Annotated in this window: 23 protein-coding genes; 11 read left to right on the top strand and 12 right to left on the bottom strand. The window is 72.7% G+C overall.

Features of this window, described 5'->3' with window-relative positions:
- Positions 1 to 109 precede the first annotated feature (109 nt).
- Positions 110 to 1057, top strand: a complete 948-nt coding sequence (locus tag GR130_RS38820) for an amidohydrolase family protein (RefSeq protein WP_159510514.1) — start codon at positions 110 to 112, stop codon at positions 1055 to 1057.
- 49 nt (positions 1058 to 1106) lie between these two features.
- Here GR130_RS38820 and GR130_RS38815 read toward each other — a convergent pair whose 3' ends face one another.
- A complete protein-coding gene (locus GR130_RS38815; protein WP_159509312.1) occupies positions 1107 to 1640 on the bottom strand; it encodes an NADPH-dependent FMN reductase in 534 nt (177 codons plus the stop codon).
- 295 nt (positions 1641 to 1935) lie between these two features.
- Between GR130_RS38815 and GR130_RS38810 the strand changes: the two genes are divergently transcribed.
- From GR130_RS38810 to GR130_RS38780, 7 genes are all read left to right on the top strand, one after another.
- A complete protein-coding gene (locus GR130_RS38810; RefSeq protein ID WP_426799426.1) occupies positions 1936 to 2730 on the top strand; it encodes a response regulator transcription factor in 795 nt (264 codons plus the stop codon).
- A gap of 221 nt (positions 2731 to 2951) precedes the next feature.
- A complete protein-coding gene (locus GR130_RS38805; protein WP_443043793.1) occupies positions 2952 to 4502 on the top strand; it encodes a sensor histidine kinase in 1551 nt (516 codons plus the stop codon).
- A gap of 206 nt (positions 4503 to 4708) precedes the next feature.
- On the top strand, positions 4709 to 6070 hold the full coding sequence (locus GR130_RS38800) for a bifunctional glycosyltransferase family 2/GtrA family protein (protein ID WP_159509310.1): 1362 nt from the start codon (positions 4709 to 4711) through the stop codon (positions 6068 to 6070).
- Complete coding sequence (locus tag GR130_RS38795) at positions 6070 to 8550, top strand: glycosyltransferase family 39 protein (protein ID WP_443043743.1); 2481 nt, start codon at positions 6070 to 6072, stop codon at positions 8548 to 8550. The genes GR130_RS38800 and GR130_RS38795 overlap by 1 nt, the downstream gene beginning before the upstream one ends.
- A gap of 175 nt (positions 8551 to 8725) precedes the next feature.
- A complete protein-coding gene (locus GR130_RS38790; RefSeq protein ID WP_159509308.1) occupies positions 8726 to 10303 on the top strand; it encodes an MFS transporter in 1578 nt (525 codons plus the stop codon).
- A 37-nt stretch (positions 10304 to 10340) separates the two neighbouring features.
- Positions 10341 to 11129 carry a TetR/AcrR family transcriptional regulator gene (locus tag GR130_RS38785; protein WP_159509306.1) on the top strand — a complete coding sequence of 263 codons (789 nt, stop codon included), beginning with the start codon at positions 10341 to 10343 and terminating at the stop codon, positions 11127 to 11129.
- 305 nt (positions 11130 to 11434) lie between these two features.
- Positions 11435 to 12847 carry a M14 family zinc carboxypeptidase gene (locus tag GR130_RS38780; protein ID WP_159509304.1) on the top strand — a complete coding sequence of 471 codons (1413 nt, stop codon included), beginning with the start codon at positions 11435 to 11437 and terminating at the stop codon, positions 12845 to 12847.
- Between the two features lie 30 nt (positions 12848 to 12877).
- Here GR130_RS38780 and GR130_RS38775 read toward each other — a convergent pair whose 3' ends face one another.
- Together GR130_RS38775 and GR130_RS38770 are read right to left on the bottom strand one after the other, a co-directional pair.
- Positions 12878 to 13060 carry a hypothetical protein gene (locus GR130_RS38775; protein WP_159509302.1) on the bottom strand — a complete coding sequence of 61 codons (183 nt, stop codon included), beginning with the start codon at positions 13058 to 13060 and terminating at the stop codon, positions 12878 to 12880.
- 155 nt (positions 13061 to 13215) lie between these two features.
- The gene (locus tag GR130_RS38770) at positions 13216 to 14463 is read right to left on the bottom strand and encodes a S53 family peptidase (RefSeq protein ID WP_159510510.1); all 1248 of its coding nucleotides are present in this window, start codon (positions 14461 to 14463) and stop codon (positions 13216 to 13218) included.
- 470 nt (positions 14464 to 14933) lie between these two features.
- Here GR130_RS38770 and GR130_RS38765 point away from each other — a divergent pair, with 470 nt between their 5' ends.
- The gene (locus GR130_RS38765; RefSeq protein WP_159509300.1) at positions 14934 to 15761 is read left to right on the top strand and encodes a TrmB family transcriptional regulator; all 828 of its coding nucleotides are present in this window, start codon (positions 14934 to 14936) and stop codon (positions 15759 to 15761) included.
- Positions 15762 to 15815: 54 nt separating this feature from the next.
- Here GR130_RS38765 and GR130_RS38760 read toward each other — a convergent pair whose 3' ends face one another.
- Positions 15816 to 15989, bottom strand: a complete 174-nt coding sequence (locus GR130_RS38760; protein WP_159509298.1) for a hypothetical protein — start codon at positions 15987 to 15989, stop codon at positions 15816 to 15818.
- A gap of 64 nt (positions 15990 to 16053) precedes the next feature.
- Entirely contained in the window at positions 16054 to 16932 is an 879-nt protein-coding gene (locus tag GR130_RS38755) for an alpha/beta fold hydrolase (protein WP_159509296.1), read from the bottom strand.
- Between the two features lie 64 nt (positions 16933 to 16996).
- Between GR130_RS38755 and GR130_RS38750 the strand changes: the two genes are divergently transcribed.
- A complete protein-coding gene (locus GR130_RS38750; protein WP_159509294.1) occupies positions 16997 to 17548 on the top strand; it encodes a helix-turn-helix domain-containing protein in 552 nt (183 codons plus the stop codon).
- A 126-nt stretch (positions 17549 to 17674) separates the two neighbouring features.
- On the opposite strand, the gene GR130_RS38745 is transcribed toward GR130_RS38750, so the two are convergent.
- From GR130_RS38745 to GR130_RS38735, 3 genes are all read right to left on the bottom strand, one after another.
- Positions 17675 to 18517, bottom strand: coding sequence for a YceI family protein (locus tag GR130_RS38745; RefSeq protein WP_159509293.1), 843 nt, complete (start codon positions 18515 to 18517; stop codon positions 17675 to 17677).
- A 291-nt stretch (positions 18518 to 18808) separates the two neighbouring features.
- Positions 18809 to 21400, bottom strand: a complete 2592-nt coding sequence (locus GR130_RS38740; protein ID WP_159509291.1) for an MFS transporter — start codon at positions 21398 to 21400, stop codon at positions 18809 to 18811.
- 19 nt (positions 21401 to 21419) lie between these two features.
- Positions 21420 to 21902, bottom strand: coding sequence for a MarR family winged helix-turn-helix transcriptional regulator (locus tag GR130_RS38735; RefSeq protein ID WP_159509289.1), 483 nt, complete (start codon positions 21900 to 21902; stop codon positions 21420 to 21422).
- A 401-nt stretch (positions 21903 to 22303) separates the two neighbouring features.
- Between GR130_RS38735 and GR130_RS38730 the strand changes: the two genes are divergently transcribed.
- Positions 22304 to 22522, top strand: a complete 219-nt coding sequence (locus tag GR130_RS38730) for a hypothetical protein (RefSeq protein ID WP_159509287.1) — start codon at positions 22304 to 22306, stop codon at positions 22520 to 22522.
- Positions 22523 to 22617: 95 nt separating this feature from the next.
- Here the strand turns inward: GR130_RS38730 and GR130_RS38725 are convergent, their stop codons facing one another.
- The 4 genes from GR130_RS38725 to GR130_RS38710 form a co-directional block, all read right to left on the bottom strand.
- Positions 22618 to 23091 (bottom strand): VOC family protein, encoded by a 474-nt coding sequence (locus GR130_RS38725; RefSeq protein WP_159509285.1) that lies wholly within the window; start codon positions 23089 to 23091, stop codon positions 22618 to 22620.
- A gap of 146 nt (positions 23092 to 23237) precedes the next feature.
- Complete coding sequence (locus GR130_RS38720) at positions 23238 to 23966, bottom strand: hypothetical protein (protein WP_159509283.1); 729 nt, start codon at positions 23964 to 23966, stop codon at positions 23238 to 23240.
- A gap of 238 nt (positions 23967 to 24204) precedes the next feature.
- Positions 24205 to 25044, bottom strand: coding sequence for an RNA polymerase sigma factor SigF (locus GR130_RS38715; protein WP_159509281.1), 840 nt, complete (start codon positions 25042 to 25044; stop codon positions 24205 to 24207).
- Between the two features lie 189 nt (positions 25045 to 25233).
- Positions 25234 to 26043: an RNA polymerase sigma factor SigF gene (locus GR130_RS38710; protein WP_043270303.1), complete on the bottom strand. Its 810-nt coding sequence runs from the start codon at positions 26041 to 26043 to the stop codon at positions 25234 to 25236.
- Positions 26044 to 26174 lie beyond the last annotated feature (131 nt).

Genomic DNA, 26174 nt, shown 5'->3' with positions numbered 1-26174 from the left:
CCGAGGGGCCCTCAGAGGGTGGGGGCTGGAACGGCGTGCGGAAGGGGCGGGTGTGGTGGCAGGGGATGTCGGGGACGCAGGGGACGCCGGGGACGGATCGGGGGCTGCGGTGGAGGGCGATGAGCGGGTCGCGGAGTTCTGGCGGGGGCTGGGGCTGCCGGGGCTGATCGATGTGCACACGCACTTCATGCCGGAGCGGGTGATGGCGAAGGTGTGGGCGTATTTCGACGCCGCGGGCCCGTTGGTGGGGCGGCGCTGGCCGATCGCGTACCGCTTCGAGGAGGACGCGCGGCTGGCGGTGCTGCGGGGCTTCGGCGTGCGGGCGTTCACGGCGATGGTCTATCCGCACAAGCCCGGGATGGCGCGGTGGCTGAACGGGTGGGCGGCGGACTTCGCGGCCCGCACGCCGGACTGCCTGCGGACGGCGACGTTCTTCCCGGAGGACGGGGCCGCGGCCTGCGTACGCCACGAACTCGACGGCGGGGCCCGGGTGTTCAAGGCACATGTGCAGGTGGGGGCGTACGACCCGGCGGACGCGCGGCTGGACGCGGTGTGGGGTGTGCTGGCGGAGGCCGGGGTGCCGGTGGTCGTCCACTGCGGTTCGGGGCCGGTGCCGGGGAAGTACACCGGGCCCGAGCCGATCGCCCGGGTGCTGGCCCGGCATCCCCGCCTGCGGCTGGTGATCGCGCACATGGGGATGCCGGAGTACGCCGATTTCCTGGAGCTCGCGGAGCGCTGTCCGGAGGTGTATCTGGATACGACGATGGCCTTCACGGACTTCGCCGAGCGGGCCGCGCCGTTCCCGCGGGCGGAGCGTGGGCGGCTGCGGGATCTGGGCGAGCGGGTGCTGTTCGGGAGCGACTTCCCCAACATCCCGTACGGCTACGCGCATGCCCTGGAGGCGCTCGGGCGGCTGGAGTTGGGCGACGAGTGGCTGCGGGCGGTGTGCTACGGGAACGGGGCGCGGCTGTTCGGGGTGGGGACGGGTTCGGGAGGCGGAGGCGGAGGCGGGGACGGAGACAGGGATGGGGGCGGGGACCGGGACGGGGGACGTTAGGGCGCGGTGCTGACGGCGGCGGTGCGGTGCGGTTCCCGGCTCGCCCGGGTCAGGCCGTGGTGGCCGCGGACAGGTGGGTCAGGGCGGTGCGGAGGTCGGCGAGGGTGGGCTGGTCGGTGACGCGCTCGGTGGCGGGGTCGACCTTGGGCCCGATGGCGGGGATCTCGCGGCAGGCGGCGGTGACGACCTGTGCCGTCATCATGCGCAGGGTCTCGCGGAGTTGGGCGTTGGCGTGGTCGCCGCCGGTGGGGAACGGCGAGGCGGTGATGACGGCGACCGGCTTGTCGACGCATTCGCCGCTGCTGACCAGCCAGTCGAGGGCGTTCTTGAGGACGCCGGGGACGCCGTGCGCGTACTCCGGGCTGACGATGAGCAGGGCGTCGGCGGTCGCGACGGCGGTACGCAGGGCGGCGACCGGGGGCGGGGGTGTGGCGTCCTCGCCGTCCAGGTCGGGGTTGAAGTGCGGGAGCGCGCCGATGTCCGCGGTGGCGGTGGGGCCGTCGACGAGGTCGAGGGCGGAGCGCAGCACGGCTCCGTTGGAGGAGCGGGCGCGCAGGCTGCCGGAGAGGGCCAGGAGATGCATGGGGCGACGGTACGCGGTGCGGAGTGCGGGACTTGGGTGGGGTTCCGTGCGACGCGGGTGCGGTTGTGGGGCGGCCTGAGGCGGGAAAGCGCAGGTCAGGGGGATTGTCAGTGGTGGGTGCGATGCTGGGGAAGTGGTGATCGGCCTGGGCCGCGCGGGGGGCGGCCCAGGTCCGCCATGACGGGGTGGCGCCCGGTGCGGGCGAGGGGTTCTTGACCTTCGGCAGGGGTGATTCTCAGGAGATTCACAGAAACCGGCAAGGGAGCTCTCAGAGGGGCGGGCCAGGCTCCAGGCCATGACCCTGACTTCGTCGTCGTCCTCAGCGTCCTACCGTGCGCCGGCTTCCGGCTCGTCCTCCAGGGGGGTGCCGGGGAAGCAGCCGGAGCTGCTGCGGGCGGACGGCAGCCCGGTGCGGGTGCTGGTCGTCGACGACGAGTCCTCGCTCGCGGATCTGCTGTCGCTGGCCCTGCGGTACGAGGGCTGGGACATCCGGTCCGAGGGGGACGGCGCGGGTGCGCTGCGGTGTGCCCGCAGCTGGCGGCCGGATGCGGTGCTGCTCGATGTGATGCTGCCGGACATGGACGGGCTGACGGTGCTCGGCCGGCTGCGGCGTGAACTGCCGGACGTACCGGTGCTGTTCCTCACCGCCAAGGACGCGGTCGAGGACCGGATCGCCGGGCTGACGGCGGGCGGCGACGACTATGTCACCAAGCCGTTCAGCCTGGAGGAGGTGGTGGCCAGGCTGCGCGGGCTGCTGCGCCGGGCCGGGGCGACCACCGCACGCAGCGAGTCGCTGCTGACGGTGGGCGATCTGGTGCTGGACGAGGACAGCCACGAGGTCTGGCGGGACGGTCAGGACATCCATCTGACGGCGACCGAATTCGAGTTGCTGCGCTATCTGATGCGTAACCCGCGGCGGGTGCTGAGCAAGACGCAGATTCTGGACCGGGTGTGGAGCTATGACTTCGGGGGCCAGGCCAACGTCGTCGAGCTGTACATCTCGTACCTGCGGCGGAAGATCGACGCGGGGCGGGAGCCGATGATCCACACCCGGCGGGGTGCGGGCTATCTGATCAAGCCGGTGGGGTAGGTGGCGGGTTGCGCGTCGTGAGCGGTCGGGTGATCACGGGGGTGTCGGGGACGTCGGGGGTCTCGGATGCCGCGGGTGTCGCGGGCGTCTCGGGGGCCTCCGGGACGGATGGGGCGGTCGGGCCTGCCGGTGTGGCCGGGGGCTCGTCCGCGTCCGGTCCGTCCGCGTCCGGTCGGTCCGGGGCCGGTCGTGCCAGGGCCTCGCGGTTTGCCGCGCTGCCACTGGTCGCCTCCCTCTCGCGGCGGCGCTGGACCTTGCGGACGCGGCTCGTGGTGTCGGCGGTGGCGCTGATCGCGGTGGTGGGAACCGTGATCGGGGCCGTGACGACCATCGCGCTGCACCAGTACATGCAGGGGCAGTTGGACCGGCAGCTGTGGGAGTCGGTCAAGCGGGCGGCGGAGCCGCATCCGCTTGACCCCCTGCATGACGACGGGCTGGATTTCGTCGCCATGGGAGGCCAGCCCTTCGGTGCGGTGGGCGCGCGGGTCGGGCCGGACGGGGCGATCGGGGCCGGGGCGCTGCTGAACCGCTCGACGAGCCGCCTGCCGTCGGAGCGGCTGGACGCGCTGAGCGCGAGCCAGGTCGCGGCGCTGAACGCGGTGCCGCGGGACGGTGCGCCGCACGGCGTCCACCTGCCCGGCCTCGGGCACTACCGGGTGGAGTCCGCCAAGGACGGCCGGCTGGTGCTCGGGCTGCCGACCGGTGAGGTCGACGGGACGGTCGACCGGCTGGTGCGGATCGAGGGCTTTGTGACGGTGTCCGGGCTGGCGGCGGCCGGGATCGCGGGCTCCGTCATGGTCGGGTTCGCGCTGCGGCCGCTGAAGCGGGTGGCCGCCACGGCGACGCGGGTGTCCGAACTGCCGCTCCACCAGGGCGAGGTGGCGCTGCACGTCCGGGTCCCGGCGGCCGAGGCGGATGCGCGTACGGAGGTCGGCCAGGTCGGGGCGGCGCTGAACCGGATGCTGGGGCATGTCGGTTCGGCGCTCTCGGCGCGGCAGGAGAGCGAGATGCGGGTGCGGCGGTTCGTCGCCGACGCCAGCCATGAGCTGCGTACGCCGCTGGCGTCGATACGGGGCTATGCCGAGCTGACCCGGCGCGGGAAGGAGCGGCCGGGGCCGGAGACCCGGCATGCGCTGGGGCGGATCGAGTCCGAGGCGGAGCGGATGACGGGGCTGGTGGAGGATCTGCTGCTGCTCGCCCGGCTCGACTCCGGGCGCCCGCTCTCGTACGAGAGCACCGATCTCTTGCCGCTGGTGGTGGACGCGGTGAGCGATGCCAGGGCGGCCGGGCCCGATCACCGCTGGCGGCTGGAGCTGCCCGACGAGCCCGCACTGGTCCACGGCGACGCGGGCCGACTGCACCAGATCCTGGTCAATCTGCTGGCCAACGCCCGTACGCACACGCCGGAGGGGACGACGGTCACGGCACGGGTGCGGGGCCGGGTGCGCGGAGCGGGCGCGGACCTCGGGGCCCCGGCGCACCGCGCGGTCCCCGGGGAGCGCGGGGCCTTCGGAGCGTACGGGGCCTTCGGGGCCGGGTTCGTCCAGTTGGAGGTGGAGGACGACGGGCCCGGGATCCCGCAGGCGCTGCTGCCGCGGGTCTTCGAGCGGTTCGCGCGCGGGGACGCGTCCCGTTCGCGGGCGGCCGGGAGCACGGGGCTGGGGCTGGCCATCGTGCAGGCGGTGGTCGCCGCGCACCGGGGGACGGTCAGCGTGCAGAGCGTCCCGGGGCGGACGGTCTTCACGGTGACGCTGCCGACGGCCCGCCCGTAGGCGGCTCGGCCCGTAGCCCCCGCTGCCCTCAAGAGCCTCCGCCCGCCCGCGTTTTCGCACGTAGGGCCGCCCCGTCACGTGTCGCGGCGCGCCTCTCGACGTGCCGCGGCGCGCCCGTCTCCCGCCCCGCCCCCTGCCCCCGACTCATAGCCCACCCACAGGTCCAGCACACCGGCATGACAGGGCGGTTGGCGACCGTCGTCGGTATGACGACGCCACCGCCGACCCAGACGCCACTGGGTTCCCTGCCACCACGTGAGCATCTGCGACCGGGCCAGACCGAGACGGTCCTCGATGTCGTGATTCCCGTCTACAACGAGGAGAACGACCTCGAACCGTGCGTGCGCCGCCTGCACGACCACCTCGTACGGACCTTCCCCTACGGGTTCCGGATCACCATCGCCGACAACGCGAGCACCGATCGCACGCCCGAGATCGCCGCCCGGCTCGACGACACGATGGACAACGTCACCGCGGTCCGGCTGGAGCAGAAGGGCCGCGGCCGGGCGCTGCGCACCGTGTGGTCGCTGTCCGAGGCGCCGGTGCTGGCCTACATGGACGTCGATCTGTCCACCGACCTCAACGCGCTGCTGCCGCTGGTCGCACCGCTGATCTCCGGGCACTCGGACCTGGCGATCGGCTCCCGGCTCAGCCGCAGCGCGCGGGTGGTGCGCGGGCCGAAGCGGGAGTTCATCTCGCGGACCTACAACCTGATCCTGCGCGGCTCGCTGGCCGCCCGGTTCTCCGACGCGCAGTGCGGTTTCAAGGCCATCCGCGGCGATGTCGCCGACCGGCTGCTGCCGATGGTCGAGGACACCGGGTGGTTCTTCGACACCGAGATGCTGGTGCTCGCCGAGCGGGCCGGGCTGCGGATCCACGAGGTGCCGGTGGACTGGGTCGACGACCCCGACAGCACCGTGCACATCGTGCGGACGGCGACCGATGACCTCAAGGGCGTCTGGCGGGTGGGGCGGGCGCTGGCGACCGGTGCGCTGCCGCTGGACCGGCTGGCCCGGCCGTTCGGCGACGATCCGCGGGACCGGCAGCTGTCCGGGGTGCCGGGCGGGCTGGCGCGGCAGCTCGTCGGGTTCTGCGTCGTCGGGGCGCTCAGCACGCTGCTCTACCTCGGCCTCTACTCCCTCTTCCGGCTCGGGGTGGGCCCCCAGATCGCCAACGCCGGCGCCCTGCTGGTGTCCGCTCTCGGCAACACGGCGGCCAACCGCCGGCTGACGTTCGGAGTGCGCGGGCGGGACCGGGCGGTCCGCCATCAGGCGCAGGGGCTGGTGGTCTTCGCCATCGGCCTGGTGCTGACCAGCGGCTCGCTGGCCGCCCTGGACTCCGCCACCGGCAGCCCCTCGCACACCAGCGAGCTGACGGTGCTGGTGGCCGCCAACCTCGCCGCGACGGTGCTGCGGTTCCTGCTCTTCCGCGCCTGGGTGTTCCCCGAGCGCGAGCGGCGGGAGGCGGCGGCCGGCCCGGCCGCCCAGGGCGCCGGGCAGGCCGACGACCGTCCAGGGCCCGCGCCGTCCGGTGCGAACGACCGCAACGACCTTTCACGGAGCGCTTGATGACCCCCCGTCCGTCCAGTACGCCCGGTGCGCCGGATCAGCCGCCGCACACGGGCCCGACCGCACCGCCGGCGACACCACAGGAGAGAGCGATGACCCCGGAGGCGTCCGCCACCGGCCCCGACCGGTCCGCACGGGAAGCCGTGCGGGAAACGGGAGTTGGCCAGCCCGGCCAGTCCGCAGGAGAGGCCGGTCGGCCCGGCCGGTCCGGAGAGCCCGCGGAGGGATCCGTGCGGCTCCGTACGTATGAACCCCGGAGCGGGCTGCGCGGACTGCCGGAGCGGATCGTGCGGGGACGGCCGGAGGACCCCCGCTGGGCTCGGCCCGCGCTGCTGGCGCTGCTGGTGGTCACCGCCGCGCTCTACCTCTGGGACCTCTCGGCGTCGCGGTACGCCAACCAGTTCTACTCGGCCGCCGTACAGGCCGGCAGCGAGAGCTGGAAGGCGTTCTTCTTCGGGTCGTCGGACGCGGCGAACTCCATCACCGTCGACAAGCCGCCGGCCTCGCTCTGGCCGATGGCGCTGTCCGTACGGCTCTTCGGGCTCAGCTCCTGGGCGATCCTGGTGCCCGAGGCGCTGATGGGCGTGACGACGGTCGGTCTGCTCTACGCGACCGTGCGGCGCCGGTTCGGCGCGGCGGCCGGTCTGCTGTCGGCGGGCGCGCTGGCGATCACCCCGGTCGCCGCGATGATGTTCCGCTTCAACAACCCGGACGCGATGCTCTGCCTCGTGATGGTCTGCGCCGTGGCGTGCGTGCTGCGTGCCCTGGAGGAGGGCCGGACGAAGTGGCTGGTGCTGGCCGGCGTCTGCTTCGGGCTGGGCTTCCTCACCAAGACCCTCCAGGCGTGGCTGATCCTGCCGGCGATGGCCCTGGTCTACGTCTGCTGCGCGCCGGTCGCGCTGCGCAAGCGGCTGGGGCAGCTGCTGCTGGCCGGACTGGCGATCGTGCTGTCCGCCGGCTGGTGGGTGGCGGTGGTCGAGCTGCTGCCGGCGTCCGCGCGCCCGTATGTGGGCGGTTCGCAGACCAACAGCTTCCTGGAGCTGACGTTCGGCTACAACGGCTTCGGGCGGATCGACGGGAACGAGCGGGGCAGCGTCGGCGGTCACGGTGGCGGGCACGGTGGCGGTCCCGGCGGTCCGGGCGGCGGTGGCGGCTGGGGCCAGACCGGCATCACCCGGCTGTTCTCCTCCGACATGGGCGGGCAGATCTCCTGGCTGCTGCCGGCCGCGCTGATCCTGCTGGTCGTGGCGGTGTGCGTGCTGTGGCGGGCGCGGCGTGCGGTGGCCGCCGAACGGGCCGCGCAGCGCACGGAGTTCCTGGTGTGGGGCGGCGCGATGCTGATGACGTTCACGATCTTCAGCTTCATGTCCGGGATCTTCCACCAGTACTACAACATCGCGCTGTCGCCCTACGTCGCGGCGCTGGTCGGTATGGGGTCGGTGTTCGTCTGGCGGCACGGCGGCCGGCTGGGCCGGATCGTGCTCGCGGTGGTGGCCGGGGTGACCGCGGCCTGGTCGTACGTCCTGCTGGACCGGTCGCCGCAGTGGCTGCCGTGGCTGCGCTGGACCGTGCTGGTGCTCGGCCTGCTGGCGGCGCTCGGTCTGCTGCTGGCGGCGGGGAGCGGAACCCGGCGCTCGCCGGCCGGGGTTGACGGTGGCGCGGCGGACGCCGAGGGCGGTGCGGCCGGGGCCGCGGACGCCGAGGCCGGGGCCGCTGCTCGTCCGGCCGCGCGGCAGCGGCGGCGGCTCGCGGCGGTGGCGGCCGGGCTCGGGGTGGCGACGGCGCTGGCCGGACCGCTCGCGTACACGCTGAACACCGTCAACACCCCCAAGGGCGGCTCGATCGTCGTCGCCGGTCCGGCTGTCCAGGGTGGCCGGGGCTTCGGCGGCGGCGGACGCGGCCAGTGGGCCGGCGGCGGGCGGACGGCCATGCAGCGGGGCGGCAACGGGCATGCGCCGGGCGGCTTCCCCGCACCGGGCGGTGCCGGCCGCGGCTTCCCCGGGCAGCCGGGCGGCGCCCTCGCCGAACGCCTCGGCGGGGCGCACGGGATGGGCGGTATGGGCGGTCTGCTCAACGGTGCCACGGTGAGCGCCTCGGCCAAGCGCCTGGTGGGGCAGGACGCGGACCGGTACACCTGGGTCGCCGCGGCCGTCGGCTCCCAGAGCGCCGCGAGCTACCAACTCGCCACCCAGAAGCCGGTGATGGCGATCGGCGGCTTCAACGGGAGCGACCCGTCGCCGACCCTCGCCCAGTTCCAGCGGTATGTCGCGGAAGGGAAGATCCACTACTTCATCGCCGGTGGGCGTGACGGCTCCGGCGGCGGACGGACGGGCAAGGGCGGGCGGGGCGGCGGCTTCCCCGGCGGTCCCGGCGGCGGCCAGGGCCCCTCGTCCAAGATCAGCGCCTGGATCGAGAAGACCTTCAAGAAGGTCACCGTGGGCGGCGCCACCTTCTACGACCTGACGCAGAAGAAGGTGTAGGGCCGGCGAAAGGTAGAGGGCCGGAGAAGGGCGAAGGGCCGGAAGGCGTGGGGAGGAAGGAGGCGCGGGGCCGGTCCGCCGCGCGGCTCCTCCTGCCCGACCGAAAACAAATGTACGGCGTATAAGGCTCCCTGTACGGTGTAAGGCATCCGCTCGCACCGTACAGGGAGCTCGTATGCCCGCCGTGGCCCCCGACGCCACCACCACCGCACTCCAGCCACCCGGCAGGGTCGCCACCCGCTGGCTGATCCTGGCCGTCATCTGCGTCGCCCAGCTCACCGTCGTCCTCGACAACACCGTCCTGAACGTCGCCGTCCCCTCCCTGACCGAGGAACTGGGCGCGACCACCGTCGACGTCCAGTGGATGATCAACGCGTATTCCCTGGTCCAGTCCGGCCTGCTGCTGACCGCCGGCAACTCCGCCGACCGCTACGGCCGCAAGAGGATGCTCGCCACCGGCCTGGTGCTGTTCGGCGCCGCCTCGCTCGGCGCCACCCTCGCCCACACGCCCGGCCAACTGATCGCCGCCCGCGCGGGTATGGGCGTCGGCGGCGCGCTGCTGGTGACCACCACCCTCGCCGTCGTCATGCAGATCTTCGACGACGCGGAGCGCCCCAAGGCCATCGGCATCTGGAGCTCGGTCAACTCGCTCGGCTTCGCCGCCGGACCGCTGATCGGCGGTTCGCTGCTCGACCACTTCTGGTGGGGCTCGCTCTTCCTCGTCAACCTCCCGGTCGCGGCGATAGCGCTGGCCGCCGTGGTCACCCTCGTCCCCGAGTCCAAGAGCCGCGGCGGCGAGCGCCCTGACCTGCTGGGCGCGCTGCTGTCCATGATCGGCATGGTCGGGGTGGTCTACGCGATCATCTCGGGCCCGGTGACCGGCTGGCTGTCGTCCCGTGTGCTGGTCTCCGCCGCGATCGGCGTCGTCGGGCTGGCCGTCTTCGCCCTCTGGGAGCTGCGCGTCCCGCATCCGATGCTGGACATGCACTTCTTCCGCAACCGCCGCTTCATCGGTGCCGTCTCCGGCGGCATCCTGGTCGCCTTCGGGATGGGCGGCTCGATGTTCCTGCTCACCCAGCATCTGCAACTGGTGCTCGGGTACGGCCCGTTGGACGCCGGGCTGCGGATGGCGCCGCTCGCGCTCACCGTCGTACTGATCAACTTCACCGGCCTCGGCGCCCGCCTGGCACCCCGCTTCGGCACCCCCGGAATGATCGTCTCCGGGATGACCCTGCTGGCCGCCGGCCTCGCCGCGATCTCCCTCCTCGGCGGCGACAGCTACGGCGGCATGCTCTTCGGCCTGATCGTCATGGGCATCGGCGTCGCGATCGCCATGCCGACGATGGCCAACGCCATCATGTCGGCGATCCCGCCCGCCAAGGCCGGTGTCGGCGCCGGCGTGAACGGCACCCTGATGGAGTTCGGCCAGGGCCTCGGCGTCGCCGTCCTCGGCGCGGTCCTCAACTCCCGCTTCGTCGCGCTGCTCCCGGTGGTCGCCGCCGGCGCGGGCTCCCTCCCGGCCGCGCTCGCCCGTACGCACACGGGCGCCGAGCGCACCGCCGTCCACCACGCCTTCGCGACCGGCATCGGCACCAGCCAACTGGTCGGCGCGGCGGCCGTCTGCCTCGGCGGCCTGGTCGCCGCGGTCCTGCTGCGGCGCGCGGAACGGGCCGGAGCGGAGCCGCAGGCCGCGGATCGTCCCGCTCCGGCGGCGCCGGGCGGCCCCGACCCCGCCGCGGCGCCGGCGGAATAGCATCGACGACACACCGCACGAACCGAGGAGGGGCGCCATGGCAGCAGCGACGGACGGCCGCGCCGGAAAACGGCCGCGCAGCGTCTGGCTGACCGAGCGCCCCCCGGTCAAGCGGAAGGCGGACCAGCCGGCCGGACTCGACCTCGACAAGATCGTCGCGGCGACGGTCCGGCTGCTGGACGCGGAGGGCCTGGCGAAGTTCTCGATGCGCCGCCTCGCCGCCGAACTCGGCGTCACCGCCATGTCCGTCTACTGGTACGTGGACACCAAGGACGACCTCCTCGAACTGGCGGTGGACGCGGTCGCCGGCGAGATGGCCCTGCCCGACGAGTCCGAGGACACCGCCGACTGGCGCGACCAGCTCCGCGCCCTCGCCACCGCCTACCGCGACATGCTGCTGTGCCACCCCTGGGCGGCCCGGCTGCTCGGCGAGTTCATCAACATCGGCCCGCACTCCACGGCCTTCTCCAACGCCACCCTCCGCGTGATGGCGCGCAGCGGCCTGGACCCCGACCAGACCTCCGGCGCCCTGGCGTCCATCTTCCACTTCGTCTACGGCTTCTCGACCATCCGCGCCCTGCACGAGGCCCGCTGCCGCGCCGCCGGCATCAGCCTCGACGACTACTTCGGCCAGGTCGTCGCCGCCATCTCCGACCGCCCCGAGTTCGCCGAGACCCTGGAACTCTCCGCCCGCGCCGACCACGCCCGACGCGGCGCCAGCGCCCGGGACATGCTCGACCGCGACTTCGGCTTCGCCCTCGACCTCCAGATCGCCGGCATCGACGCCATGCGGGCGGACCGCGACGGACCCCGTACGCGGGACTGAACGGCCCGCAGGCGCCGGGCGGTCGACCGGCGCGGGCCACCGAGGGTGAGCGGACGGCGGCGCCGCGTCCGCAGCCGTCCAACTCCCCGCCAAGTATGGCGACTTCTTCACCAAGGATGTCCGGGAACTCCCCTTCTCACCGGGCATGCACATGGGCATCATGCCTCCGATTGGCCCAATGGCATCAGCCACGGCGTCCGGAGCGCCGCATGTCCGGCTTCCGGGAGCCGCCGCGGGCGAGGCGGGCGAAGGCCGCGTCGCGTCCGCGTGCCGATGCCCCCCCACCCCCCACGGAAGGCCATGGCATGCCCCGGAAGACCCTCCTGACCACGGCTGCGGCGGCGCTGGTCGCGGCGCTCACGGCCCTGTCCCCGCTGTCCCCGTCCGCCCACGCCGGTGCGCCGCGGAAAGCCGGCGCGTCCGGTGAGCACACCGTCGTCGTCTACCGCGTCCCCACGCACGACCGGCGGGACGCACAGAAGCTGATCTCCGCCGGATTCGACCTGATCGAACGGCGCCAGGGCGACGACCTGTTCGTCATGGGCGACCCGTCGACGGCGGCCGGGCTGCGTCGACTCGGCTTCGCCCCCACGGCCGTCGAGACCCTGCACAAGCCGCTTGCCCAACGGCCGGGCGCGGCCCGCGCGAGCGGCGGCGCCGGAGACACCTACGACGGCGGCTACCACACCGTCGACGCGCACTACGCGCATCTCGACCAAGTCGCCGCCCAGCACCCGGACATGGCCAAGGTCGTCACGTACGGCCAGTCCTGGCTCAAGCAGAAGGGCCGTGGCGGCCACGATCTCAAGGCCGTCTGCATCACCAAGATGAAGGGGGACGACTGCAAGCTCGACCCCAACTCCACCAAGCCGCGGTTCTTCCTGATGAGCCAGATCCACGCGCGGGAGCTGACCACCGGGGAGACCTCCTGGCGCTGGATCGACACCCTGACCAACGACTACGGCAAGGACCCCGACATCACCGCGCTGATGGACTCCACCGAGATGTGGGTGGTCCCGATAGCCAACCCGGACGGCGTCGACATCGTCGCGCAGGGCGGCGACAACCCCATCCTCCAGCGCAAGAACGCCGATGACGCGCAGGGCGGCGGCTGCAGCGGGGACGGCCAGACCGGTGTGGACCTCAACCGCAACGCGGGCACCCACTGGGGCGGCCTGGGCACCTCCACCGAGCCGTGCAGTGAGGTCTACCTCGGCCCCGCCGCCGACTCCGAACCGGAGAACACCGCGCTGGAGGGCCTGTTCCGCAAGCTGTACCCGGCGGTGCGCACGGGCACCGGCGACGGCGACCCGGCGCCGGCCACCGCCAAGGGCATGATGATCAGCCTGCACAGCGACGCGAGCATGGTCCTGCTCCCCTGGGAGGCCGACCACACCATCCACACCGGCAACGACGCCCCGTTGCGCGCCATCGCCGGCCAGCTCGGCAAGCTCACCAACTACCAGTCCGGGCAGGCCGGTGAGATCCTCTACGACGCGTCCGGCGGCACCGACGACTGGACGTACGACAAGCTGGGGCTGGCCAGCTTCACCATCGAGATAGGCGACAGCGACGGCCGTGGTTGCTCCGGGTTCACCCCGGCGTTCTCGTGCCAGGACAGCTACTTCTGGCCGAAGATGAAGCCCGCGCTCGTCTACGCGGCGAAGCAGGCCGCGGCGCCGTACAAGGCGACGAAGGCAACGGCCCAGGGGCGCTGAGGCGCCGGCACCGGGTCGCGGACCGTCCGCTCACCCTCCCTCGTGGGGGTGGGCGGCGATCTCCGCGTTGCGGCTGCGGACGGTGCGGGGGTGCCCCGCTCGCCGGGCCGACTCGCGCTGCCGGTGCAGGGCCTGGCACACGTCGCAGCCCTCCCGCGGTACGGGTTCCCGCTCGGCCGTCCCGGCGGCCCCCGTGGCGCACTGCCCAGCCATCCGTGTTCCTCCTCTCCACAACGGGCGTCATCGCCGGCCGATACGGGCAGTGGGCCCGGACCGTCGGGTGCGGTCCGGGCCCACTGGTGGGTGTCGCAGGCCGGCTCCGTGGGGTGGTTGCCGGGCTGCGACGGTCGGTGGGACGGCGGTGCGGCCTACTTCTTGAAGGCCGCGACGCCGTTCGGGGTGCCGAGGCCGGTCGGGCCGTCGTAGCCCTTGCCCGCGGTGCAGAGGTACGAAGGCGAGCAGGTGCCGTTGGCGCCGGACGTGACGTCGTTCAGGGCCGAGGCGTGGGAGTACGGGTACGAGGCCGGGGTGTCGCCCGAGCCCGGGGCGCCCGCGAGGGCGTAGACGCCGGCGATGAACGGCGACGAGGCGCTGGTGCCGCCGTACACGTTCCAGCCCTTGGACTGGTAGGTGTCGTAGACCGCGAGGCCGGTGGCCGGGTCGGCGACCGCGGCGACGTCCGCGACGGTGCGCTTGTTGCAGCCGGTGTCCTTCTGCCAGGACGGCTTGGCGTCGTACTGGGAGCAGCCGGAGCCGGCTCCCTCGCCGCCCGCGGTGGTGCCCCAGACCGACTCGGTCCAGCCGCGCGCACCGCTGCCGCCCTTCTTGAGCGAGGTGCCGCCGACCGCGGTGACGTACTGCGACGCCGCCGGGTACTCGACGCCGTAGCCGCTGTCACCGGAGCTGACGGTGATCGCGACGCCCGGGTGCTTGAAGTACTTGTCGTCGGAGGTGGTGTCGGTGGAGTCCTCGGGGCCGCCGTAGCTGTTGGAGACGTACTTGGCGCCCATGGTGACCGCGCGGTTCACGGCGGCTCCCAGGTCGTCCATGTTCGCGCTCTTCGCCTCGACCAGCAGGATGTGGCACGACGGGCAGGCCGCGCTCACCATGTCCACGTCGAGGGATATCTCGCCGGCCCAACCCGCGTCCGGGGCCGGGTAGTTGCTGCCGCCGTCCTGGTCGACCTTCTTGAAGCACCCGTTGGCGGTGGTGCACTCGGGCAGGCCGTACTGCTTGCGGTAGGCGGCCAGGTCCTTCTCGGCGTTGGGGTCGTCGTTCGCGTCGACGATGGCGACGGTCTGGCCGCTGCCGCCCGTCTTGGGCAGGTTGTACGCGCTCTGGAGGTCGGCGGGGCCGAGGCCGGACGGCGCGGCGTTCCGCTTGAGGGACAGCTGCTGCTTGACGTCCGTACGGGCCACCGCGTTGCAGGCCATGTAGCCGGGGTGCGCGGGCTGCGCGCACAGCCGGTGGGTGGGGACGGTGGCCGACGCGGTGGGGGTCGCGTGGGTCGCCGGTGCCGCGGGGGCCGGGGCGGCGCCGGCCGGGCCGGCGGCGATCAGGCCGCCGACGACGAGCGTCGCCGCCGAGAGGAGGGCGGGCACGCCGCGGCGGGCCAGCCCTTTCGCGCGGTCTGCTCTGTTCGTTCGCTCGGAACGCAAGGGAATGACCTCCGTGGGGGGAAGGGGGGGGACGGCAGCCCGGAGTTGGGGAAACGCCGGACGGGGGTGGAGGGCGGAGGACGCCGGAAGGCCGGGAGAAGAAAGCGGATGTCAAGGACATGTCATGCCGCTTCGCATGAAACGCCCCGCCGTTCCGTCCATCCGTCCGTCCGCCGATCCGGCCGCCCGCCCATCCCGTACTGCCGAGGACGAGTCGCACACGTGCTCTCGGTGATCCCGTGACCGCGTGATCGTGGGGGTCGCGTGATCTCGGTAATGCCACCCCGGTCAGTGGTGGCTTCCTAGGAAAGTAGTGAACAGAACGTCAAAGGGCTACCGAAGTACGGCAAAGGCTTTCCATGGTCTGTGAACGGAGAGCCGCCCGGGGGTCCATCCGCGGGGGCCGCAGGCATATACCTTGTGCTGTCATGGATTTGGAAGAAGACGCGGTCGGCAACCTCGTCGCGCTCGGACTGGCCCGGTACGAGGCGCGGGTCTACCTCGCGCTGGTCCGGCGCGAGTCGTACACGGCGGCGGAGGTCGCCCGCGAGGCGGACGTGCCGCGCCAGCGGGTCTACGACGTGCTGGACGCGCTGGTCCGGCGCCGGCTGGCGAACGCGCACACCGGGCGGGTGGCGACCTACTCGGCCGTCGCCCCCGAACTCGCCATGACCCGGCTGATGGCCCTGCAACGCGAGTCCCTGGAGCGGCTGGAGCGCGCCTCCGGCAGCCTGGCCGCCGCGCTCCAGCCGCTGTGGTCCGACGGCCGCGGGCACACCGACCCGCTCGACTACGTCGAGATCCTGCGCGATCCGGTGGTCATCGCCGAGCGCTTCGCCGACATCCAGCGGCAGGCCCGGCACGAGCTGCTGTCCTTCTGCAAGCCGCCGTTCGTCGCCCCCGCGGAGAACGCCGAGGGCATCAAGGCCGCGCGCCGGCTGCACCGCGGCGGCGGCACCGTCCGCGCCATCTACACCTCCGGCGCCCTGGAGGACGCCGGCATGCTCGCGAACGTCCGCAGCTTCGGGAAGGCCGGCGAGGAGGCCCGCTTCACGGCGGACCTCCCCCTCAAACTGGTCATCGCCGACGCGTCGGTGGTCCTGTGCGACATGCCCGACCCGGTGGCCGGCGCCGGCTCCACCACCGCCCTGGTCATCGAGCACTCGGCCCTCGCCGCCTGCCTGCGGCTGGCCTTCCTGACCGTCTGGGAGAGCGCGGCCACGGTCCCGGAACCGGTCGAGGCCCTGAACTCCTGACACCCGGGCGGTTGTCCGGGGCCGCCGGCAGGCAGGCGGCACCGGCACCGCGGATCACCGGCCTCCGCTGCCGGTGCCCCTCCGCGCGCGCCTGCGCACACGGCGCTCCACGGCCGGCGGGAGCTCGTGGACGACATGGACGCTGCCGCACACGGCGATGCCGGTGACGGTGATCCGGTGCGTCGCCGGGCGGTCGGTGCCGTCGCGGTCCTGGGTGAACCCGCCCACGACGCCGGTCCCCGCGACGGAGGAGAGGCCGGTCGGCCTCTCCTCCGTCGCGCGGGGGGAGCCGTCAGGCCGGTGGGGCGGGCCGGTCCGCCGGCCGGTCCGCGGTCCGGTCGAGGAGCTGCCGGACCCCGGCCGCGACGGCCTCCGGCGCCTCGGCCTGGACGAGGTGACCCGACTCGACCTCCTCGAACCGCCCGTCGGGCAGCGTCTTCGCCCACCGCCGCTGGTGCTCGGTGAGGACGGCGTGCTGCGGCGCCCGGCCCCTCGCGGGGCGGGACGCCGAGAGCAGGACCGTCGGGCACGCCGGGAGGGCGGGCGGTTCGGCGCGGAGCCGGGGGAGGTCCGCGGCCACGGCCCGGAACTCCCGCCGCGTCTGGGCGATGCCCGCCGGGACGAAGTCCTCGGTGAGCATGGCCGCGTAGGTGTCTGCCGGGAAGGCACGGCGGATATTCGCGCTGACCACGCGGGCCAGCGGGCGGAACCGCACCAGCCCCTGCGTCACGCTCAGCGCGCGGTCGACCTTCACGGCGGTGCGCTCGAACGTGTCGTAGACGGGCGCGCTCTCCGGTGTCGGATCGAGCAGCAGCAGCCCGCGCAGCCGCGGTCCCAGGCGCTGCGCCGCGCGGCGCGCGACCAGCCCGCCCATGCTGTGCGCGACGAGCACGAACCGGCCGGGGATGACCACCTCGGTCATCGCGGCCAGGTCCGCGGCCATGTCGTCGATGCCCAGCTCCGCCGTGGTCCGGCCGCTGCGGCCGAAGCCGGCCCGGTCGTAGGCCACCAGCCGGGCCCGGTCCGCCAGCAGCGGCAGCACCGCGTCCCAGCAGGTGCGGCCCAGGCCCTGACCCGCTTCGAAGACCACCCAGTCCGGCCCGGTGCCGGACTCCTCGACATGGACGGACCGCCCGTTCACCGGCACCGCCCGCCCCGTTTCCTGGCGCATGTTCCCCTCCCGCAGCCAACGTTTTCAATTTAGATAACGGTATCGCATGTGAAACAGTAGCTCTATGGACACCATCGAGCTGCTTCTCCACCCGGTACGCCTGCGCGTGGTGCACGCGCTCTCCGGTGGCCGGGTGCTGACCACCTCCGAGCTGTGCGCGCGGATGCCCGAGGTGTCGAAGGTGACCATGTACCGGCATGTCGCCCTGCTGACCGAGGCGGGCTTCCTGGAAGTGGCCGAGGAGCAGCGGGTGCGCGGCGCCGTCGAGCGGCACTACCGGCTGCGCCAGGACCGGCCGGTCGTCGACGCCGGCGCGGCGGCCGCGATGTCGCCGGACGACCACCGCCGGGGCTTCGCCTCCGCCATGGCGGTGCTGATCGCGGAGTTCAACGCCTACCTCGACCGCGACGGTGCCGAGCCGACCGCCGACGGCGTCTCGTACCGCCAGGGCACGTTCTGGCTCACTCCGGACGAACTCACGGAGCTGAGCTGCGAGTTGCTCAATGTGCTGGCGCCCCGGCTCGCCAACCGCCCGGAGCCGGGCCGGGCGCCGTACCTCCTCAGCCCGATCCTCTTCCCGGCCGGGCCGACGACCCCCGACGAGGAGCGGCCGTAGGGTCTGTCCGAGGGGCCATGGCCGGGCCCGGCTCCCGGCAGACGGGCGCGGCCCCGCCGTTCCGCCGCTGCCGGTTGCGTGGGCAGCGGAACGACGGGGCCGCGTCATGAGCGCGCGGGGCGGTCCTCAGCCCATGGGCAGGGTCTCGCCCTGGACCGCCTGGACGTCGAGTTCGACCTTGAGGGTGGTGCCGATGGCGGCGATACCGGCGGCGACGACCTGGTTGTAGTTCATCTTGAAGTCCTCGCGGCGCAGTTCGGCGGTGGCGCGGAACGCGGCACGGACGCCGCCCCACGGGTCGGGGCCGGTGCCGAGGTAGCTGAGGCCGAGGTCCACGGGGCGGACGACGCCGTGCAGGGCGAGGTCGCCGTGGACGGTCCAGCGGTCCGGGCCGGCGGGCTCCAGGCCGGTGCTGCGGTAGGTGATCTCGGGGTAGACGTCGACGTTGAGGAAGTCCTCGTTGCGCAGGTGGCCGTCGCGCATGCCGTTGCCGGTGTCGATGGACGCGGCCTTGATCACGGCCTCGACGCGGGACTTCTCGATGTCCTGGGCGATGTCTATCCGGCCGCTGAACTCGGTGAAGCGGCCGTGCACGCTGGAGATGCCCAGGTGCTGGGCGACCGCGCCCACCGTGGAGTGCATGGGGTCGATGGTCCAGGGGCCGGGCGGCGGCAGTTCGGCCCCGCCCTGGCGGGCCAGGACGACGGTGCCGACGTCCATCCGGCCGCTCGCCGTCACGATCGCGCTGGAGGCGACCGGTGCGTAGCCGACGGCCGTCACGATGACCGTGTACGGGCCGGCGGCCAGCGGTTCCCCGCTGCGGATCCGGCCCTCCTCGTCGGCGGTCGCACGCAGCACCTGCGCGCCTGTCATGTCGGTGACGGTCAGTACGGCGTGCTGTACCGCCCAGCCGTCCCGTGTGCGGACCTGCGCCCGTACTCCCGCAGCTCCCGCGCCCGTCGAAGTCATTGCCTCTCCCGTTTGTTGCCTGTTGGGGGTTCCCCTGCCCGCCGGGCGAAGCCGGGAGCGTGGGGGAGTGCCGGGCTCCGCAGGGCCCTGGTACGTGTGGTTCCGGGCCCTGGCCGGCCCCGTCCTCGTCGGGCTCCGGCCGGCGGCGTGCAGGCCGTCCCCTGCCTGTGCGCAGCGCCGCCGGCCGGAGCCCTGGGGTCCGGGCCGGGGTGCGCCTCCGCTCAACGCGCGCCCCGGTCCGGGGTCTTGGTGTCCCGGGCCCGCCGCTGTGCCGGACGGGCCCGGCTCCGGTCAGTCCCCGGGGTGCGCGAGCTGGACGTCGTAGCCGTCCACCCCGTGCGCGTCGACGGCGAGGCCGGTGGCGACCGGCGGGTAGCCGCTCGCGATGACCGTGTAGTCGCCGGCGTCCAGGTCGGCGAAGGCGTACGCGCCGTCCGACCCGGTGGTGGAGGTGGCCACGACGTTGCCCGCGGCGTCCACCAGCGTGACCCGCGCGTCGGCCAGCGGGACGCGGTTCGCCCCGGCCCGTACGACGCCCTGGACCCGGGCGCCGGACAGCAGCGCGATCTCGATGCGGGTGGTGCCCTGGCCGCCGACCTCGACGGGCTGTGCGGTGGGCCGGAAGCCGGCCGCGTTCACCGCGACGGTGAAGCTGCCCGGCGCGAGTTCGGCGAAGGAGAAGTGGCCCTCGGCGTTGGCGGTTCCGGTCGCCAGCACCTCGCCGCGGACGTCGGTGACGACGACCATCGCACCGCCCACCGGCTCGCCGGTGACCGCGCTGCGGACCTGGCCGCCGAGGCCGCCGGTGCCGCTGAGCTGGATGTCGAAGCCGTGGGGCGTCTCGCCGACGACGACGGTGGACGCCTGCGGCTGGTGGCCGTCGGCCGCGGCTATCAGCACGTACGAGCCGGCGCCGGGGGCGCTCAGCACATACGAGCCGTTGGCCTGGGCGACCGCGCGGCCCAACTGCCGCCCGCCGAGCGAGATCAGCGTGACCGCCGAGCGGGGCACCGGGTTGCCCTCGGCGTTGCGGACGTAGCCGTGGACCGCGGGGCCGGACGGTGCGGCGTCACCGCCACCGCCGCCGGCGGACGCGTACGCCGCCAGGGGCTGTGCCGCCGGGGCCGGCTGCGCCCACGAGGGCGTGTGCAGTCCGTCGTCCTCGGACGGGGACGGGACGGCACCGACGAGGGCGGGCTCCCGCTCCTCGGCGGGGACCGCGGCCGACGCCGGGGCGGCGGCGGGGGCCGGGGACTCGTCGCTGTCGCCGTCTCCGGCGAGGACGCGCTCCGAACCGGACTTGCTGCGCAAGGCGACCTCCTTGATGAACAGGGTGAGAAGCAGGGCGAGAAGGGCGCACGGGGCCGCGTAGAGGAAGACATCGCCGACGCCGTGACCGTATGCGTCCTCCATGATCGACCGGATCGGGGCGGGCAGCGACGACAGGTCCGGAATTCCTTCGCTCCCGGTGCTGCCGTGGCTCGCCGCCGCCGCGGCCCTGGGGCCGAGAGCGGTCAGGCCGTCGGTGACGTAGTGCGTGACCCGGTTGGCGAGCGCCGCGCCGAGCGCCGAAACGCCCACCGCACCCCCGAGGGTACGGAAGAAGGTGACCAGCGAGCTGGCCGAGCCGATGTCCTGCGGCGCGACCTGGTTCTGGGTCGCCAGGACCAGGTTCTGCATCATCATGCCGACGCCGAGGCCCATCAGGGCCATGTAGACCGCCGAGTGCCAGTACGGGGTGTCGGCGCGCAGCGTGCCCAGCAGGGCGAGGCCCGCGGTGAGCAGCACACCGCCGCTGACGAGGAAGACCTTCCAGCGTCCGGTGCGGGTGATGATCTGGCCGGAGATCATCGAGGAGAGGAACAGGCCCATGACCATCGGGATGGTCATGACGCCGGACATCGTCGGGGTCTTGCCGTGCGCCAGCTGGAAGTACTGCGAGAAGAAGACCGTGCCGCTGTACATGGAGACGCCGACGAACATCGAGGCGAGCGCGGCGAGCGTGATCGTCTTGTTGCGGAACAGCCGCAGCGGGATCAGCGGTTCCGCGGCCTTCGACTCGACGACCACGAAGACCAGCGCGAGCACGACCGCCCCGCCGACCATGGCGAAGGTCTGCCAGGAGATCCAGTCGTAGTTCTTGCCGGCCAGGGTCACCCACACCAGCAGCAGCGTCACCGCGGCGGCCACGAAGAACGAGCCGGCCCAGTCGACCTTCACGCCCTCGCGCTTGACGACCGGCAGCTTCAGCGTCTTCTGGAGCACGATCAGCGCGAGCACCGCGAACGGCACACCGACGTAGAAGCACCAGCGCCAGCCGAGCCAGCTGGTGTCGGTGATGACACCGCCGAGCAGCGGGCCGCCGACGGTCGCGACCGCGAAGGTCGCGCCCAGGTAGCCGCTGTAACGCCCGCGCTCCCGCGGGGAGATCATCGCGGCCATCACGATCTGGGCGAGGGCGGACAGACCGCCCACGCCTATGCCCTGCACCACGCGGCAGGCGATCAGCATGCCGGTGTTCTGCGACAGACCGGCGACGACCGAGCCGCCGACGTAGATGACCAGGGCGATCTGGACGAGCGCCTTCTTGCTGAACAGGTCGGAGAGCTTGCCCCACAGCGGGGTGGTCGCGGTCATCGCCAGCAGCGCGGCGGTGACGACCCAGGTGTACGCGCTCTGCCCGCCGTGCAGGTCGTGGATGATGTGCGGCAGCGCGTTGGAGACGATCGTCGACGACAGGATGGCGACGAACATGCCGAGCAGCAGCCCGGAGAGCGCCTCCATGATCTGACGGTGCGTCATGGGCGCACCGCCGGGGGCGCTGTGACCGCCCCCATGCTTGGCGCGCCCGCCCCGCACACCGGCTGGTGAGGTCGTGGCCATGTGGTTCCTTACTTCCTTGTCATCCTGCTGCGGGTGTACGGGTCGCGGCGGGGGAGTCGTGGTGCGCCCGGATGCGGCAGTCGCCGAAGCTCGAACGGAGCCTGGCGAGCAGCTCGACGAGGTGCCCGACGTCGTCGTCGGTCCAGTCGTCCAGGTACCGGGCGAGGGTCTGGGTGTAGCGCCGGGCCAGCTCGTCCAGGAGCTGCCTGCCGCTCGGGGTCAGTCGCAGCAGCCGCGACCGCTTGTCCGCCGGATCGGGCTTCCGCTCGATCCAGCCGCGCTCGGCGACGTGGGCGACGTGCCGGCTGGTCACCGACATGTCGATCGCGAGCAGCTCGGCCAGCTGGCTCATCCGCATCTCGCCGTGGCGGTCGAGAAGCGTGAGCACACCGGCCGACGCGGGCGGGCATTCCTGGGGCAGCATCCGCCCCATCTCCCGCTTGACGGCCCCGATGGCGCTCAGTTGCCGGGCCAGCTCTTCGTACTGACTGTGAGCGGCCATCGGCTCCTCCGCGCCTCGTCACCTTCGCACACCTTTTGTTGCTTGGGGCAACCATAAACACTGTTGGTTGCTGAAGGCAAACGATTCGACGGAGTCTGAGGAAAGGGAATGGCAAATTCCGCGCCGTGATCCGGCCAAGAAAGACGATTTAGCGCGTAAAGGCGCTGGTCGATGAGCTAGGCGGCGCGACGGTGCCGGGTACGCACCCTTTGCCGCGCCGTGCCCCTTCGCGGCGGCCCCGGTGGGGACGTCGACGGACTGCCATGTACGCATCACGTGCCGCCCCGTGTGCGCTGCGTACGCGCCGGACGCTTTCGTCACGGCCCGCGGCCCCGCACGCGCGCGGAGGACATGCGCCCCAGGGGTGCCCCGGCGCGCCCGGTTCGCTAGGGTCCTTCCCCATGGCGACCAACCCGCAGAACCAGGCCGAGGGCAACTACGACCCGGCGGGCAGCACGCAGATGTTCCGAGCCTTCGTCGACGAGGGCGGCACCCCGCAGGCGGGCGGCCCGCGCCCCGCGGCCCCGCAGCAGCCGAGCGGCCCCCGCGTGGGCCTCATCGCCGGCGTGATCGTCGCGATCCTCGTGGTGGCGGGGGCGGCCTGGCTCGCGCTGGGCTGACCGCCCGGCGGACCGGACGGCGCGCCGGACCGCCGCTGACGCGGCGCGGCACCCCGGCCGGGGCATGTCCCGCCGGGGCAGCCGGTGTTGGGGCGTCAACCCTGGTCCGCCGCCGCCTTCAGGGCCGCGATGTCGAGCTTCTTCATGCCCATCAGCGCCTTCATGGCGCGGGTCGCGCGGGACTGGTCCGGGTCGTTGAGGACCTCGGCCATTCCCTCGGGTACCACCTGCCAGGACAGTCCGTACCTGTCCTTCAGCCAGCCGCAGGGTCCCTCCTCGCCGCCCTCGGCGAGCCGGGTCCAGTAGTAGTCGATCTCCTTCTGGTCGGCACAGGTGACCGAGAGGGAGACCGCCTCGCTGAAGGTGAACTCCGGGCCCCCGTTGAGCGCGGTGTAGTCCTGGCCGTCCAGCGTGAACTCGACGGTCAGCACGGTGCCGGCCGGGCGCGGACCGGCCTCGTTGTAGTGCGTGACGGCCCTGATCTTCGAGTTCGGGAACACCGAGCAGTAGAACTCGGCCGCTTCCAGGCCCTGGGTGTCGAACCACAGGGTGGGAGTGATCTTCGGCATGGCGCCCTCCTGGCGTGTGGCGTGGCGACGGCACCGGACGGGCCGGCCGCTCTGTGTATCGACCGTCGCGCCGTGCGGAACTCATCGCCATTCGGGTGGGAACCTCCGGGGCGCCTTCGGGGAGCGTCGCGCGCGGGGCGCCGGGCTCACCGCCAGGTGAACGTGACGTCCTCGGTGTCGAGGTGCATGCCCAGCGGGACCCGCCAGGCGTCCACGCACACCCGCCAGGTTCCGGTCGCCGGCCTGCCGGGGGTGAGCGGCAGCGGCAGCCTGTGGTCGGAGCTGATCGTGGCCCAGTCGATGCCGAGGGCGCCGATGATGTGGGTGCCGAAGGTGACGGTCCCGGAAGTGACCGGGCGGTCACCGGTGTTGAGGAAGTCGAGGGTGACCTGCTGGCACCAGCGGACGTCCGTGGCGGCGAGGGCGGGTTCGCCCACGAGGAGACCGGCGGGGGCGCCAGGGCCCGTGGGAAGAGTGGGCGAGGGCGGCGCGGGTGTGGCCGTGCCGCTCGGCCGCGGCCTGGGCGAATTCCCGGGCGGGGCAGGGGTGTTGGTGCCCGCGGTGTCGCCGGGGCCGGTGGGGGAGGGGGACGGGGCGGCGGTACCGAGGGACGCCGGATGCGTGCCGGCGGTCGTTCCCGGGCTGCCCGGGGAGCGGCTGGGGCCGCCGGTGCCGGGGCCGTCGGTGCCGTCCAGCGGGGTCAGTTCGACGCCGCCGCGGGGCGGTACGGGCGTGTGCGGCGCGGAGTTGTCGGAGGGACCTTGCGCGCCCACCGCGGCATAGCCGGATCCGGCCGCGTCACCGCAGCCGGTGAGGAGGACGCCCAGGCAGAGCACGGCCGCCGAGGCGGAGGCAACAGTCGTCGTCCGTCGCATCGGCACAGTGTTGCTGACGGCCCATCAGATGTATAGGGGTGTGTGCGACAACGCCCCAGGGGCTCCCTGCGGCGTCGTGAGGCGTGCTCGGCGGCCCTTCCCCGCGGTCGCGCGCGAACGTCGCGCAGGACCGCACGAGGACCGCGTACGGGGCCGCTTCGGCCCGTTTCCGCTCTCGTTGCTGTCCGCCGAGCGACCCGGAGCTGCGGGTGGCAGCCGTCCCCCGGCGGACCGTTCCTCAATCGGCGATGAGTCCTTCGCGCAGCTGAGCCAGAGTGCGGGTGAGCAGCCGGGAGACATGCATCTGGGAGATGCCGACCTCCTCGCCGATCTGGGACTGCGTCATGTTGGCGAAGAAGCGCAGCATGATGATCTGGCGCTCCCGGGGCGGGAGTTTGGCCAGCAGGGGCTTGAGGGACTCGCGGTACTCGACGCCCTCCAGCGCGGTGTCCTCGTAGCCGAGGCGGTCCGCGAGGGAGCCCTCGCCGCCGTCGTCCTCGGGGGAGGGCGAGTCGAGCGAGGAGGCGGTGTAGGCGTTGCCGACCGCGAGGCCGTCGACGACGTCCTCCTCCGACACCCCGAGGCACAGGGCGAGTTCGGGCACCGTGGGGGAGCGGTCGAGCTTCTGGGCCAGCTCGTCGCTGGCCTTGGTGAGGGCCAGCCGCAGCTCCTGGAGCCGGCGCGGGACGCGGACGGACCAGGACGTGTCGCGGAAGAAGCGTTTGATCTCGCCGACGACCGTCGGCATCGCGAACGTCGGGAATTCCACGCCGCGTTCGCAGTCGAAACGGTCGATGGCCTTGATCAGGCCGATGGTGCCGACCTGGACGATGTCCTCCATCGGCTCGTTGCGGCTGCGGAAGCGGGCGGCCGCGTACCGCACGAGCGGGAGGTTGAGTTCGATGAGCGTGTCGCGCACGTAAGCGCGCTCCGCGCAGTCCTTGTCGAGCGTGGCCAGCCGCAGGAACAGGGAGCGGGAGAGCGAGCGGGTGTTGATGGCGTCGACGTCGTCATGCACGTGTGGTGCCGGCGCGGGAATCGCGGCAAGCACCTTTGAGCTGCCCAGTTCTACGGACATGCCACCCCCTTGAGGTCGCGGACGGGTCGCTGCGGCGTCCCCGGCCCGGGCGGGCCGAGGAGTCGTACCTCCACCTGAATACCGGAGGCGGCACCACGGCAAACGCGGTTCCTGCAGAATGTCACATGTCGGCAACACGCTGTAGCGCCATGTCGACATATCTGTGCAGGAACGGGTCGCCCGTCCCGGTTAGGCGTCGATCCTGTTTGCGGATCGCAGACGGGCGAAGCTCCGCGACAGTAGCCGGGACACATGCATCTGCGACACCCCCAGCTCGGCACTGATCTGGGACTGCGTCAGATTGCTGTAGTAACGGAGGAGAAGGATGCGTTGCTCGCGCTCGGGCAGCTGCACGAGCAGATGCCGCACCAGGTCGCGGTGCTCGACCCCGGCCAGCTCGGGGTCCTCGTAGCCGAGGCGGTCCAGCAGGCCGGGCAGCCCGTCGCCTTCCTGGGCGGCCTCCAGTGACGTCGCGTGGTACGAGCGCCCGGCCTCCAGGCAGGCCAGCACCTCGTCCTCGCCGATCTTCAGCCGCTCGGCGATCTCGGCGGTGGTGGGCGAGCGGCCGTGCAGCACGGTCAGGTCCTCGGTCGCGCCGTTGACCTGCACCCACAGCTCGTGGAGGCGGCGCGGGACATGGACGGTCCGGACATTGTCCCGAAAGTAGCGTTTGATCTCGCCGACGACGGTGGGCATGGCGAAGGTCGGGAACTGGACGCCGCGGTCCGGGTCGAACCGGTCGATGGCGTTGATCAGGCCGATGGTGCCGACCTGGATCACGTCCTCCATCGGCTCATTGCGGCTGCGAAAGCGGGCCGCGGCGTAGCGGACCAGCGGCAGGTTGGCCTCGATCAGGGCGGCGCGGACGCGGGTGTGCTCGGGGGTGCCGGGTTCGAGTCCCGCCAGCTCGGCGAAGAGCACCTGGGTGAGCGCCCGCGTGTCCGCGCTTCGGCTCTCGCGGGATGGCGCCCTGGGTGCAGTACGGGCCGTCACGGTCACGCCACCCTTCACAGTGCATTTTTTGCAGCATGTTTCGCGTATCGCATGTATCCGGCAAAAGCGGTCATAGCATCACAAGACATGTGCACTGTGTGCAAGCACCCCATAATGCCGTGTTGAACCGAGAGTTG

Source organism: Streptomyces sp. GS7, from assembly GCF_009834125.1.
Taxonomy (GTDB): Bacteria; Actinomycetota; Actinomycetes; order Streptomycetales; family Streptomycetaceae; genus Streptomyces.
This window is presented reverse-complemented; position numbering and strand designations above follow the sequence as displayed.